Origin of the sequence: Insulibacter thermoxylanivorax, assembly GCF_015472005.1 — a bacterium.
Lineage (GTDB): Bacteria > Bacillota > Bacilli > Paenibacillales > DA-C8 > Insulibacter > Insulibacter thermoxylanivorax.
In genome coordinates, this window is the sequence record NZ_BMAQ01000045.1 from 1 (window position 1) to 14,528 (window position 14,528).

Consider the following 14,528-nt stretch of genomic DNA (forward strand, 5'->3'; position numbering starts at 1 on the left):
CACACAATTTCGGACTTGACCGCGAACTGATCGGTTTTGTCCTAAAAACAGGACAAAAACCGAAAAACAGGCGCCGGCGGGGAGGATGTGTCCTAAATTTAGGATGAAATCTGAAGACGCAGGTTACAGGTTGCAAAAGGCCAGGATGGTAACAGGATGTAATAGGAAAGGCACCGACTTGGTCCAATCGGTCTGATTGGTCCAAGCGGTGCCTGATTTGTTAGTTCATGATCTGGCGCAGGACGGTTTGCAGGATGCCGCTGTTGCGGTAGTAGTCGACGTCGACCATGCTGTCGAGGCGGCAGATGACCGGGAATTCGAAGCTGCTGCCGTCTTCGCGGGTCGCCTTGACCGTCAGACGTTGCCCAGGTTGGATGTTGTTGTCCAAACCTTCGATATCGAAGGTCTCGCGGCCGGTGATGCCGAGGGACTTCCAGCTCAGGCCGTCAGCGAATTGCAGCGGAAGCACGCCCATGCCGACAAGGTTGCTGCGGTGGATGCGCTCGAAGCTCTCCGCGATGACGGCCTTCACGCCGAGCAGGTAAGTACCCTTCGCTGCCCAGTCGCGGGAACTGCCCGTGCCGTATTCCTTGCCTGCGATGACAACGAGCGGAGTACCTGCTTCTTTGTATTTCATCGCGGCATCGTAGATCGGTTCGATCTCGCCGGTTGGCAGGTAGGTCGTTACGCCGCCCTCGGTGCCCGGTGCCATCTGGTTGCGGATGCGGATGTTGGCGAAGGTACCGCGCATCATGACCTCATGGTTACCACGGCGGGAACCGTAGGAGTTGAAGTCTTTGCGCTCGACGCCGCGCTCGATCAAGTACTTGCCGGCAGGGCTGTCGACTTTGATGTTACCCGCTGGCGAGATGTGGTCTGTGGTGACGGAGTCGCCAAGCAGGGCCAGAGCTCTTGCGCCCTTGATCGGCTTGATATCATCCGGCTCTGGGGTGAGTCCTTGGAAGAACGGCGGCTCTTGAATGTAAGTGGAATTCGGATCCCACTCATATAGATCGCCTTCTGGTACGTCGATCTCGTTCCAGCGTTCGTTGGCGGTGAAGATGTTCTTGTACTTCTCCAGATACATATCCGCAGTGATTGCTTGCGCCATCGTATCGCGGATCTCAGCGCTGGAAGGCCAGATGTCCTTCAGATAGACCGGATTGTTATCCTTGTCGTAGCCGATCGGATCCTTAGTCAGGTCGATATTCACGGTACCGGCCAGCGCATAGGCAACGACAAGCGGCGGCGAAGCGAGATAGTTCATCTTCACTTGCGCGTGTACGCGACCTTCGAAGTTGCGGTTACCGGACAGAACCGATGCCACGGTCAGGTCGTGATCGTTGATCGCTTGGCTGACTTCTTCCGGCAGCGGACCAGAGTTACCGATACATGTCGCGCAGCCGTAACCCGCTACGTGGAAACCGAGGGCTTCAAGCGGCTCGATCAGATTCGCCTTGCGCAGATACTCGGTGACAACCAGCGAACCAGGTGTCAAGCTGCTCTTGACATAAGCCGGTTTCTTCAGGCCCTTCTCGACGGCCTTCTTCGCAAGCAAACCTGCACCGATCATCACCGTCGGGTTCGAGGTGTTTGTGCAGCTTGTGATCGCTGCGATCACTACGGAACCTGCACCGATCTTCGAAACTTCGCCGTTCGGATGCTTGATCTCGACGGTTTCGTTCAGCTTCTCCTCGGATAAACCGTAGCCGCCTTGATCGATCGGCTGGCGAATGATTTCGTTGAAGGATTGTTTCATATTCGTCAGTTCGATTCGATCTTGCGGGCGCTTCGGACCGGCAAGGGATGGTACGACGGTGGACAGATCCAACTCAATCGTATCGCTGAAGATCGGATCCTCCATATCATCAGTGCGGAACATGCCTTGTGCTTCATAGTAAGCTTTGACCAGAGCGATCTGCTCTTCTGTACGGCCTGTGTTGCGCAGATAGTTCAAGGTCTCCTCATCAACAGGGAAGAAGCCCATCGTTGCGCCGTACTCAGGTGCCATGTTGGCAACGGTCGCGCGGTCTGCCAGGCTGATATTGCTCAATCCGGAGCCGTAGAACTCGACGAACTTGCCGACAACGCCCTTCTTGCGCAACATCTCCGTGATCGTCAGCGCAAGGTCAGTTGCCGTAGCTCCTTCGGCCAGTTTGCCTGTCAGTTTGAAGCCGATGACCTCAGGTGTCACGAAGTACAGCGGCTGCCCCAGCATGCCGGCTTCTGCTTCGATGCCGCCGACACCCCAGCCGACGATGCCAAGTCCGTTAATCATCGTTGTATGGGAGTCTGTACCGACCAGGGAATCCGGGAAGACATAGGTCTCGCCGTCGACTTCTTTGGTCGCAGCTACGCTTGCCAGATATTCCAGGTTCACTTGGTGAACGATTCCTGTGGCCGGAGGTACGGCACGGAAGTTATCAAAGGCCGTCTGCGCCCAACGCAGGAAACGGTAGCGCTCCTTGTTGCGTTCGAATTCGATCTTCATGTTGTACTCCAGGGCATCCTTCGTTCCGAAGGCATCCACCATCACGGAGTGGTCGATGACCAGGTCTACGGGTACAAGCGGATTGATCCGCTTCGGATCACCTCCGGCGCGATGCACCGTATCTCTCATCGCTGCCAGGTCTACTACGACGGGTACGCCGGTGAAGTCCTGGAGGACGATCCGAGAAGGAATGAAGGGAATTTCTTTGGATCTGTCTTGGTTTTCAGCCCAGGTTGCGATCTGCTTTACGTGATCCTCGGTGATCGCTCTGCCGTCAAATTGACGAATGGCTGCTTCCAACAAGACTTTGATGGAAAAGGGCAGGCGGGATACATCACCATGTCTCTTCGCGAATTCGTTCAGTGAGAAGTAGTGGTAGGTCTTACCGCCAAGCTCAAGCGTTGAACGAACCGAGAATGCGTCTTTGTAAGCCATCTCTTCAGCCTCCTATCATCGTAGTGCACAGCTTCATGATCATGATGCCATGCCTTCGTTTCACTAGTTGAAACTCCATTTCATAATTTACACTACATTAAGTATAGCGCTTCCTGGGGCATACGTAAAGTCATTTTTTGTACGAGATTGACATATATATCACATTGAACAGTGTGGAAGGATATGGATGAACGGTGATCTGTTGATGGTGATCGATGGCGGTGAGAAGGGGGGCGGAGCTTTGTCCTCGGATTGGAGAATGGTTTTGTATGAATATGCCCAAATCATGAATGAATCAGCCGCGACAGGTCAGATCGGTGCACTGGGTACAGCGGTTGATGATATGGCTTACCTGGAACGAAGGGAACGCCTGCTGAAGACGATCACTTATGATCGACGCAGGCGGAACGTGAGGCCGCTATGCGCACAGACGCGGGCGAGGCTGCTGAACGCTTGCGAAGAGGGAGACCGAGTCCGGGCGGATCTTAGATTCGAGATGCGGATAACCTATGAGCAGTTGAACGATCATTACGATGAAGAGCAGGTCGTGCTGGAGCAGGTCTCTTTGCAGCGTACGGGCGGCGGCTGGCGGATCACAAAGGTTGAACCCGTCGTCCAGGAACGGCAGGCAGGAGCGCCTCCAAGGAATACAGGAGATGCTGCAGCAACCTATGAATCCGATGGATTGAGCACGGAGCAAAGACCAAGACCGCTTCTCAACACCTATCTGCTGCATGGCACTCCATACGATGAAGTCTTGTATCAAGGATCGCGGAAAAAAAGATATAATCGCCAGCTCGCGAAACAATATGCAGACAAATACTGGAATATATCAAACCCAGCATATATCGAATTTGCCGTTGATTGCACAAATTATGTTTCCCAGTGCATCTTGGCAGGCGGTGCTCCGATGCACTATACTGGTAGAAGGGAATCCGGCTGGTGGTATCAAGGGCGTAAGGACAACCGGGAATGGTGGAGCTACAGTTGGGCGGTTTCTCATGCCCTGCAGCGCTATCTAGCGTTAAGCCGCAACGGTCTGCAAGCGGAAATCGTGCAAACCCCGTATGAATTAAACATCGGCGATGTGATCATCTACGACTGGGACGGCGACGGCACATACCAGCACAGCACGATCGTCACGGGGTTTGATGCCGCCGGAGAACCGCTTGTGAATGCACATACCGCGAACAGTCGCGCGCGATTATGGAGTTACCGCGATTCGCCGGCTTGGACGGAACGGACGCGGTACCGTTTTTTTCATATAGCAGATTATTTTTGACTTTAGATTATGATCAGCGGAGGGTATAGCATGGCAGGAAAGCTGCGTATCGGCGTCGTCTACGGGGGAAGATCAGGAGAGCATAAAGTATCCCTTGCCACGGCGTTCTCGGTACTTTCTAATTTTGATTATGACAAATATGAGATTGTTCCTTACTATATCACCAAATCCGGTGAATGGCGAAAGGGCGATCTGATGATCGGTCCGCCCAAATCCCAGCAGCAGCTGATGCTGGAAGGACAGCGCACGTTGGAAGATGAACAGGCTGTAGGCAAACTGCTGGAGTACAGGCATTCGAGAGAGGGCGTCCGCAGCGAATCAGGGCAAGCCGCGCTGACGGATCTGGACGTAGTCTTCCCGCTGCTTCATGGAACCTTCGGCGAGGACGGCACGATCCAGGGATTATTCGAGATGGCCGGGATCCCCTATGTGGGAGCAGGTGTCCTGGCATCCGCCGTGGCGTTGGATAAGATCGTGATGAAGAAGTTATTCGCCCAAGAGGGTTTGCCGCAATGCATCTTCCGCGGGTTTACGCGGACGGATTGGGAGAGAAGACAGTCCTATTACATATTGGAGATTGAGACGGCCCTTGGCTATCCATGTTTCGTCAAGCCTGCAAATCTTGGATCTTCCGTCGGCATCTCGAAGGTAAGGAACCGGGAGGAACTGCTTGAGGCAGTTAAGCTGGCATTCCGCTACGACCGCAAGGTGATCGTAGAAGAGTTCGTCGATGCCCGGGAGATCGAGGTCAGCGTCTTAGGGAATGACGAGCCGATAGCGAGCGTGCCTGGAGAGGTTGTTTCGTCGAACGAATTCTACGATTATAAGGCCAAATATGTCGACGGCAAATCAGCGATGATCATCCCTGCGGATCTGACGCCGGAGCAGACGGAACAAGTACGGGAGATGGCGATTCGTGCTTTTAAGGCGATCGATGGTTCGGGATTGTGCCGGGCGGACTTCTTCCTCAGAAAGTCTGACGGGGCGATCCTGATCAATGAAGTGAATACGATGCCCGGCTTCACGCCGTACAGCATGTATCCGCTGCTGTGGAAGGAAAGCGGCAAATCCTATCGTGAACTTCTGGATGATCTGATCCGGCTGGCGATTGAACGCTATGAAGAGCGGCAGAAGCTGGATTACGGCTACGAATTGTAAGTACGAATCGCGATCTATCCATCTGTTTGGAAAGTTAGCTCAGCGCTCATAGGCGGTGAGTAAGCGGGCTGAACGTGCGTTATGCGTCCATACATGGTAAACTGGTGCTGACAAGTCCAAGTTTCCTGGAGGAGGACACCGGTATGGGATTTCAATCGGAATTTCATTCAGTATGCAAGTTCAAATCGGAGAAAGAACTGGACGACTTGTTGGAATACGGCCGAACCGCGATGATCAAGAGCGGTTTCCGCATCTATCCGACCGGCCAGAAAGCCATTGCCTACACACCGGACAATGCAGCCGCAGCCATCGTGCTCATCACCGCGTCGATCGCCGAGATCAATTTCCAAGGCGAGGAAGTCACGAAGGTGGAGATGGATCTGGTGCGGAAGTTGACCCCGGAGGAATCGGAAATCCTGACGAAGCTGGGGCATGAGATGTATTTTTCGGAGCAGCAGAGCTGAATCATAGATCAAAGTTTATCAGAACCCATCATCGGAAACGATGGAATATCAGAGCCGCGGTATGATTGTCGCCTTAAGACGGTTTATGTCTTGGGTGAGGAACATGCCGCGGCTTTGGCGTTGCAAGGGGCTTATACGAACTGCATATCTCTTCACTAGTCATTAGTACAAGGGGTTCCCTCATAGAGTAGGTAAGAGGCAGTTTTGCGCTGAAGTTGGCGGCCTATGGTTTCTGGGCTTAGGCTTGGATACCACCTGCGAAGGAGGTGCTCCCGATGAAAGTGATGATCATCGGTGCGGGCGGACAACTGGGAAGGGATCTTAGCATCCATATGCAAGCTGCGGGGTATGCTGTGCATGGCTATGACCGCAGAAGGCTGGATATCACCGATGAGAAGCGGGTGTTCGAAGCGATGCGGAGGCTTAAGCCCGACGCCGTCATTCATGCTGCAGCCTACACCGCTGTGGATGAGGCGGAGGCTCAACCCGAAGCTGCGTTTCGGGTAAATGCCGCGGGCACGCGCAATATCGCCGCTGCCGCTGAAGAGGTCGGTGCGAAGCTGTGCTATATCAGCACGGATTATGTCTTCGACGGGGAGAAGGGAAGCCCGTATCTTGAGTATGATGCGCCGAACCCGGTCAATGTGTACGGCTGTTCCAAATACGCCGGTGAAGAGTTGGTCCGATCCTTGACCAGCCGCTGGTACATTGTCCGCGTATCCTGGCTGTACGGAGCTCAGGGGAAGAATTTTGTGAAGACGATGCTGTCCCTTGCCGCGGAGAAGCAGGAGATTCAGGTCGTCGATGATCAGATCGGGTCGCCGACATATACGGTGGATGCGGCGCGTTTTGTCAGCATGTTGATCAGCACATCCAAGTACGGCATCTATCATGCAGCGAACAGCGGATCATGCTCTTGGTATGAATTTGCGGCGTCTATCTTCGCCTTGTTGAATCAAGATATCCCGCTGATTCCCATACCGACGGAGCTCTACCCCCGGCCGGCGAAGCGGCCGCGGTATTCGGTCCTCGAGGCGATGGCGATCCGCAGTGAAGGATTCGCTCCGATGCGCCACTGGCAGGATGCGCTGAAGGATTATCTGCGGGAGCATGCGGGGCGGGATGGAAAGGTGTGTTAATTCATATTCACTCTCCAACGCAACTTATGTTAGAATCTACATAGGGCCATGTCGTTGTATTGCAGCAGTTAGGAGATATCCATGACGATTGGTTATTTGGCTTTATTTTTCATCGGACTATTGGCAGCAGTGATCGGAAGCTTAATCGGACTAGGCGGAGGTTTCCTCGTCGTTCCGGCTTTGCTCATGTTATCCGAGCAGCTCTTAGGTGCGGCGATGCCTGCGCCGATTGCCGTCGGGACATCGCTGACCATGCTGATCTTCACGGGGCTGTCCTCGACGATCACTTATATGCGCCAGGGTAAGATCGATTACCGCAGCGGTTGGTTATTTACGCTGATCAGCACTCCTTCCTCGGTGCTTGGTGCGACGCTTACCAGTGCTTTTGAAGGCAGGGCTTTCGATCTTGGATTCGGTCTATTCATGCTGCTGATGGCGGTGCCGATGCTTGTGCGGGATAAGCTTCGCCCGATCCAAGCGGATTGGCCGATCAAGCGTACGTATACCGATCGAGACGGGACCCAGTGGACGTACGGGTACAATTATTGGAGCGCGGCACTGGTCGGACTTGCCGTCGGGCTTACCTCCGGTCTCTTCGGCATAGGCGGCGGGTCGCTGTTCGTACCGGCGATGATGCTGCTGTATCGCTTTCCGCCTCAGATCGCGTCCGCGACTTCGATGTTCGTCATCCTCTGGTCCTCGATCATCGGCAGCGCAACGCATATCTACTTGGGAGAGATCGATTGGCTGAGCGCGGCGTTCCTCATTCCGGGCGCGCTGATCGGCGGCTGGTCAGGAGCTCGGATCTCGCAGCGGGTCAGCAGCAAAGTGTTGCTGTGGACCTTGCGGATCGCGCTGCTGTGGATCGCTCTGCGTCTCATCATATCCGGACTGACAGGTTGATGTCCGGGCTGTATCCAGCCGTTAAGCGCAGGACTTCGTCAGCATATAGATGCATGGATGCATGTTGATGTTGATTAATGGATTAAGGGAGTGGAGACAGTGGCTGAGAGAATTGTGACTTCTATAGCCGGCAAGAGCCCCGTTGCAGTTGCGGTGAATACCGCGGCGAAGGCGGGAGAGTGGATCAAGAGCAAACTGGGATCGTATGAGAACCTTGAGGAGAAAACATCCTCCCAGGACCTTGTCACAGAAGTGGACCAAGGGGCGGAGAAGTTGATCACGAACTTGATCAATACGTACTTCCCGAACCATGCCATCCTCGGAGAAGAGAGCGTCGAACCAGGTCCAGAGGGTGCAAAACGCGCCCTGGAGAAGATGAGAAACGAAGAATATCTCTGGATCATCGATCCGATCGATGGGACGACGAACTTCGTGCACGGCTTCCCGTTCTTCTGCGTGTCCATCGGACTCGTCCACGAGGGAGAACTCGCAGCTGGTGTCATCTATGATCCGCTGCGGGACGAGATGTTCGTGAGCGAGAAGGGCAAGGGAGCCTATCTGAAGGGACGCCAGATTCGTGTATCGCGGGAACTTCGTCTGAGCGAGAGCCTGATGGCGAGCGGTTTCCCGCCGCAGGATCGGAGCGATCGCCATCTGCAGAAGTTCACCGAGATCGTACCTAAGGTGCGCAATATCCGCACCTCGGGTTCCGCGGCTCTGCACTTGGCTTATCTGGCCGCAGGAAGAATAAGCGGCTTCTGGGAGCCGAGCCTTAATGTCTGGGACGTGGCCGCGGGCGTGCTGCTCGTTCAGGAAGCGGGCGGACGCGTTACAGACCTCCAAGGCAATCCTTATACGCTGGAGACGACGGATATCGCGGCGACGAATGGACATATCCATGATGAGCTGCTGAAATGTTTTAAGAACTACTACGACTAACAGATTCCGCCAAGGCGTCCGAGCATGGATTGAGGGGGAAGTGGAATCGATACGAGTAGAGCCAAGGGGATCTGCGAGCAAGCAGATTTCCCTTGGCTCTTCTGTTTCAGGTATGAGCGGGTATACAATGCTGGACTCAGCGTTTGATCGCTTTGAAGGCTTCTGCAGCGGCTTCGATCGTCACATCGATATCCTCATCGGTGTGCGCAATCGTCAGGAACCAGGCTTCATATTTGGACGGTGCTAAGAGGATGCCGCGATTAAGCATCTCCCGGAAAAACGCCGCAAACATCTCGCTGTCCGTATCCTGGGCTTCTGCGTAGTTGGTCACCGGATGGTCGCAGAAATGCGTCGACAAGGCACCGCAGATCCGGTTCACCTGCAGCGGAATGCCGGCCTCAGCAGCGGCTTCTTCCAGACCCCGCTGCAGCTTGGCACCAAGGCGGTCCAATTTCTCATAGTGTGCCGGGTCTTGCAGCACTTCGAGGCAGGCGATGCCGGCGGACATCGATGCAGGATTGCCGGCCATCGTGCCGGCTTGATAAGCCGGCCCAAGGGGCGCCACCTGCTCCATGATCTCGTTGCGGCCGCCGTAGGCCCCGATCGGCAGCCCCCCGCCGATGATCTTGCCCATGGCCGTGAGATCCGGTTCGATCGCCGCATGTTCGTCGGGCATCCCGGCATAGGTCTGCGCTGAGCCGTAGTGGAAGCGGAAGGCGCTGATCACTTCATCATAGATGACCAGTGCTCCTGCATCACGGGCAGCGCGGCAGAGGCCGGCGAGGAAGCCCGGTTTCGGCATGACCATGCCGAAGTTGCCGACGATCGGCTCCACCATGACCGCCGCCACCTCATCTCCCCAGCGTTCGAGGGCTTCGCGGAGGGCGTCCAGATCATTGAACGGCACGGTGATGACGTCGTGGGCGATGCTGACAGGGATGCCGGCGCTGTCCGGGATGCCGAGGGTGGAAGGGCCGGAACCCGCAGCGACAAGGACGAGGTCCGAATGGCCGTGATAGCAGCCGGCGAACTTGATCAGTTTGGTCCGGCCGGTATAAGCACGGGCGACGCGAATCGTCGTCATCACGGCTTCGGTGCCGGAGTTGACGAAGCGGACCTTGTCCAGGCTCGGGATCGCTGCTTTCAGCATCTTGGCGAAGGTATTCTCAAGCTCCGTCGGCGTGCCGAAGAGCGTGCCGTTCTCCGCCGCCCGCTTGATCGCCGCCGTCACATGGGGATGGGCATGTCCCAGGATGATCGGCCCATAGGCTGCGAGATAGTCGATATAGCGGTTGCCGTCCTCGTCCCAGAAGTAGGCGCCTTGTCCGCGTTTCATATAGACAGGAGCACCGCCGCCGACGGCTTGGAAGGAGCGGGAGGGGCTGTTCACCCCGCCGACGATATGCTGCAGTGCCTCCTGGTGCAATGCTTCTGAACGGGTTCTTCTCATCATATAGTCCTCCTGTGATCGGATGTTGTTAAAGGTCGGATGTCTGGCATTATATTTCAGTTCATTAGTATTTCATTCGTATTAAGGATATCATTTTTTTCCGCGGGATTCATAGTTCGCATCAAAGCATCGGAAACGGGATGGAAAGTCATCAATCAAAAAAACGACCGGGGATGGGGGAGCATCCTCGGTCTTGGACATAATAGTGCACGGAGTCAATGGTTTATGTCGATGTTTTTTGTTGTCTCACGTGGGCAGCCGTCTTTATCGGATCTGAATCAACAGTATGTATCGTCTCAGCCTCGAGATCTGCCATCGCAATGGCTGAAACGATACATCTTATCGTCTCACGATTCGCCAGGACGGATCTACCCGTGAGCCCGACGACGTGTACCCAATGTGCTTAGACAGTTCTGGTTGGACCAGCTATTGTGTTTGATCAGTCTGTCCAGTCGGTTCCGTTTACTCGTTCTGATCTTTACGCCCTGTTTGCTCTGTTGGCTCTGATTGATCTGTTTGATCTGTTTGATCTGTCTGATCCGCCTGCTCGGCCTGCTCCGTCTGTTCGAACAACTGCTGTACATAATCGCGCAGCGCTTGTTCGTTCACGGTGATGACCTCCATGCCGTTGATGTTCTCCTCGCGGAGCAGTTCCATGGGCGGAAGCTGGGCGGTGACGATCTCCTTCTTAGAGCTTTCATAGGCTAGGGAAGCGAGCGGCAGCATCTTATCGAAGGGAATATTCGTTGTGATATAAGGCTCGATCTTTTTGAGCGTATTCGGCAGGGTGAGCAGGGACGTCGTGCTGGTCAACTTCTTCGCCAGAGCGCTCATCAGGTTGCGCTGGCGTTCCGTACGCGTGTAATCACCAAGCCGGTCGCGGCGGAAGCGCACGTATTGGAGAGCTTTTTCCCCGTCGAGAACCTGCAGTCCCTTCTTCAGATCAATCTTATACTTCGGATCCGTGGGATCGTAGTAGTACATATTGCGCTCGACTTCATACTCGATGCCGCCGAGGGCGTCGATCAATTGAATGAAGCCCTCAAAATCAACGAAAACATAATACTGAATATCAAGATCCAACAGATTGCCGACGGTCTCCATGGCGAGATTCGGACCGCCGAGAGCGAGGGCTGTGTTGATCCGGTTGGAGTAATGGCCCGGAATCTTCGTATACGTGTCCCGCATAATCGAGAAGAGATAGGCCTGCTTCGTCGTCGGATCGATGGAAGCCAGCATGATCGTATCGGAGCGGGGAGCTTCGTTCTTCGTCAGTCCGCGCGCGTCCCCGCCCAGTAGCAGGATATTGACGCGTTCGGTGCCCTCCCATCCCGGTGGTTCTTCGGGAATATAGGCGTCAGGATTCTGTTTGCGCAGTTCCTGTTCATATCGCTTGAGATCCGAATCATCATCTCCGATCCCATGGCCAAACTTGATAATCGAATATACATAGTATCCGCCGTACCCGCAAATGCCAAGCAACAACAGGACAGCTAGACTAATCAGTACTCTCTTCAGCGCGGTATTCAAGATGAGTTCTTCCTTTCATCTGACGATCGTTGGCGGAGATCTTCCCGATCATAATGGTTATGACGGTTGATGGTTAACGGGGTTAACTTTATCGCCGCAGATCGTCGTGGTATCATGAACATGTTAATAGACGTTGTGATCGTCCCATCGGTGTGCAGTGATCTTATTCCAAAGAAATACAGTCATTATTTTATTATAGAATTTGAGCAAATATTGAGCAAGTTTATACGCAGCTGATTTTGGAGCACGGCGGTGAACAACGATCTGCATGCCTTCCGCAGTGCGGATGGGATGGAGGAGGATGAAATGATCAGCGAATCACGGGGAGGTAGGAAGAATGGAAAATAATGCACAGCATCAACAAACAATGAATCATCTGCCTCGGGTCGGACAAGCGGCGCCGGACTTTACGCTGCCTTCTGTAAGCGGCAAAGAGGTCAAATTATCGGATTATAGGGGCAAATATGTGGTGCTCTATTTTTATCCGAAGGATATGACCCCCGGTTGTACGACCCAGGCATGCGATTTCCGCGACCATCATCAGGAGTTTACCGAACTAGACGCGGTGATCCTCGGCGTCAGCACCGATCCGCTGAGCCGGCATGAGAAGTTTGCTGAGAAATATCAGCTGCCCTTCGAACTGTTGTCCGATGAGGAGCATGAAGCTGCTGAATTGTACGGCGTATGGCAGGAGAAGAAAAACTTCGGCCGGACTTACTTCGGCATCGTGCGTTCAACCTTCATCATCGGCAAGGATGGCACTCTGCTCAAAGAATGGCGCAATGTGAGAGTAAAGGATCACGTGAAGGAAGCTCTGGAATACATCCGTTCTCTTGGATAAGAATCCGCATAAGTAAAGGGAGCTCATGCACACGGTCATAGGCGGCAGCGCAGCGTGTGCGTGATGCTCCCTTTGTTGCTGCGGGTGAGCTCAGGGGCGACCGGCGCGTTCTTTGAATTCCTGCGGAGTGCATTGGTAGCGGTCTTTGAACAGCTTGATAAAATAACTCGTCTTCTGATAACCCAGCCGCTCGGCTACTTCATACACCTTCAGGTTCGTCGACTGCAGGAGATGAGCAGCCCGCTCCATGCGCAGGCGGAAGAGATAATCGCTGATGCCCTCGCCGGTCTCGAGTTTATAGATCTTCGACAGGTAAGAGGGATTCAGATAGACATGATCGGCGATGGACTGCAGCGTCGCATCCGCCAGGTTCTCGGCGACGTACGCTTGGATCTGCAGGATGAGATCCTGGCGGCTGTCGTACCGAACGCTGGCATAGTGCGCCTCAAGCGCATCGATCACCTGGAAGGTCCAATCCCGGAGCTGAGCGATCGTATGAAATCCCATCCCCGAGACGAAGCGTTCATATTCGCCGGGCAGGAGCTCGGAGAGCCATTGCTTCTTCTTGTGAACGGTACAGCTGACGGCGGCGACGATCGTGTGATAGACCTCGAGGATATGCTCGTGAGAATCCGCCCAATCCTTATCCAGCGCAGTGAATACCGCCTCCAGCTTCTCGCGCAGGGGCTGCCACTGTCCCGCCTCCAGCAGGTGCAGCAGCTGCGGCGGCTCATATAACTGCGCCAGATGGCGGGCGGTGCCTCGTTCAACGGCATGGGTGGAGTTAATGAGCAGCTCTCTCTCGCTGCCGATCCGCTGCAGGAACTGGATGAGCAGGCTGTCGTACCGCTCCGAGATCTCCTCTGGGAAGCGGCACGTCTCGTGCAGGATGATGGAGATCGTCCCCTTCAGATACTGCTTGACGTAATGCTGCAGCATCGCGGCTTTGCGTTCCAATGGGCTGCTGCTTGAGGGCAGGAGCTGTGAGTCGCTCGAGGGTTCTTCGTCAGCATCGGAGGCTGCTCGGCTGCTGCTTCCGGCCGGGGGATGCGGAGGTTCTGCTTCTTCGGCGCCGGATGCTCCTCCTGCTATCGGCTGGAGGAGGAAGACCCAGTAGTCGTGCACCTCCTTGGCATGCCAGGTGTGGAATTCATCGCTGAAGATCTCATCGGCGATATTGGTGAAGGCGTATTCGAGCAGTGAGAGGTCCTCATGTTCATACTGATCGAAGTGATCTTCCAAACGGACCAGCATCAGCGAGACAGGGCGTTCCGTCGTGAAGGGAAGGCGCAGCAGTTCCAGCTTGCGCGCAAGCTCCGCCGGCCGGAACCTGCGGCTGTTCAGCAGGTCGAGGAGCAGGGACTGGCGCAGGATCGGCAAGTTCTCCTTCAATGTCTGCTGTGCCCGGCGGGCCGAGGCGACGCTGCGCCACTGCTCGTCGAGCTCTTGGACCGCCCGCTGCACCGCCTCCAGCAGTTCTTGATCGGAAGCCGGCTTTAAGAGATAATCGCTGACCTGATGTGCCAGAGCGGTGCGCGCGTATTCGAACTCCGAGTATCCAGACAGCAGGATCAGCTTGACGTCCCGCCATACGGCGCGCACTTTGCTGATGAATTCCAAGCCGGACATCCCGGGCATCTTGATATCGGTGATGACGACGTCGATCGCTTCCGTCTGCATCATGTCCAGGGCTTCCTGGGCGGAATAGGCTTTGTAGACACCGGTGATCCCGGCCTTATGCCACGGCACATTCGCCGCCAAGTCGTCGGCTAAGTCGATCTGATCGTCTACGATAAGCAAGCTGTGCATGGTGATGCTCCTTTCTTGATGTCATCAAGGTCGTATACTTCATTAATGTCATTAACTTCATTAATTACGTCATTAAGGTTATAAACA

General features: G+C 54.7%; 11 protein-coding genes. 7 read left to right on the forward strand and 4 right to left on the reverse strand.

Going from position 1 to position 14,528, the window contains the following annotated elements:
• Positions 1-220: 220 nt before the first annotated feature.
• A complete protein-coding gene (gene acnA, locus PRECH8_RS13465) occupies positions 221-2,926 on the reverse strand; it encodes an aconitate hydratase AcnA (RefSeq protein WP_200967612.1) in 2,706 nt (901 codons plus the stop codon).
• 187 nt (positions 2,927-3,113) lie between these two features.
• On the opposite strand from acnA, the gene PRECH8_RS13470 reads away from it, so the two are divergent.
• From PRECH8_RS13470 to PRECH8_RS13495, 6 genes are all read left to right on the forward strand, one after another.
• Complete coding sequence (locus PRECH8_RS13470) at positions 3,114-4,208, forward strand: amidase domain-containing protein (RefSeq protein WP_242457590.1); 1,095 nt, start codon at positions 3,114-3,116, stop codon at positions 4,206-4,208.
• Positions 4,209-4,238: 30 nt separating this feature from the next.
• Positions 4,239-5,366 (forward strand): D-alanine--D-alanine ligase, encoded by a 1,128-nt coding sequence (locus PRECH8_RS13475; RefSeq protein ID WP_200967613.1) that lies wholly within the window; start codon positions 4,239-4,241, stop codon positions 5,364-5,366.
• Between the two features lie 143 nt (positions 5,367-5,509).
• On the forward strand, positions 5,510-5,830 hold the full coding sequence (locus tag PRECH8_RS13480; RefSeq protein ID WP_200967614.1) for a hypothetical protein: 321 nt from the start codon (positions 5,510-5,512) through the stop codon (positions 5,828-5,830).
• Positions 5,831-6,105: 275 nt separating this feature from the next.
• A complete protein-coding gene (gene rfbD / locus PRECH8_RS13485) occupies positions 6,106-6,969 on the forward strand; it encodes a dTDP-4-dehydrorhamnose reductase (RefSeq protein WP_200967615.1) in 864 nt (287 codons plus the stop codon).
• Positions 6,970-7,050: 81 nt separating this feature from the next.
• Entirely contained in the window at positions 7,051-7,872 is an 822-nt protein-coding gene (locus PRECH8_RS13490; protein ID WP_200967616.1) for a sulfite exporter TauE/SafE family protein, read from the forward strand.
• A gap of 99 nt (positions 7,873-7,971) precedes the next feature.
• Positions 7,972-8,811 carry an inositol monophosphatase family protein gene (locus PRECH8_RS13495; RefSeq protein WP_242457591.1) on the forward strand — a complete coding sequence of 280 codons (840 nt, stop codon included), beginning with the start codon at positions 7,972-7,974 and terminating at the stop codon, positions 8,809-8,811.
• A gap of 136 nt (positions 8,812-8,947) precedes the next feature.
• Here PRECH8_RS13495 and PRECH8_RS13500 read toward each other — a convergent pair whose 3' ends face one another.
• Complete coding sequence (locus PRECH8_RS13500; RefSeq protein WP_200967618.1) at positions 8,948-10,261, reverse strand: glutamate-1-semialdehyde 2,1-aminomutase; 1,314 nt, start codon at positions 10,259-10,261, stop codon at positions 8,948-8,950.
• A 462-nt stretch (positions 10,262-10,723) separates the two neighbouring features.
• Entirely contained in the window at positions 10,724-11,791 is a 1,068-nt protein-coding gene (locus PRECH8_RS13505; RefSeq protein ID WP_200967619.1) for an LCP family protein, read from the reverse strand.
• A gap of 367 nt (positions 11,792-12,158) precedes the next feature.
• On the opposite strand from PRECH8_RS13505, the gene bcp reads away from it, so the two are divergent.
• The gene (gene bcp, locus PRECH8_RS13510) at positions 12,159-12,632 is read left to right on the forward strand and encodes a thioredoxin-dependent thiol peroxidase (protein ID WP_200967620.1); all 474 of its coding nucleotides are present in this window, start codon (positions 12,159-12,161) and stop codon (positions 12,630-12,632) included.
• A gap of 90 nt (positions 12,633-12,722) precedes the next feature.
• Here bcp and PRECH8_RS13515 read toward each other — a convergent pair whose 3' ends face one another.
• A complete protein-coding gene (locus tag PRECH8_RS13515) occupies positions 12,723-14,441 on the reverse strand; it encodes a response regulator (protein WP_200967621.1) in 1,719 nt (572 codons plus the stop codon).
• Between the last annotated feature and the right edge of the window lie 87 nt (positions 14,442-14,528).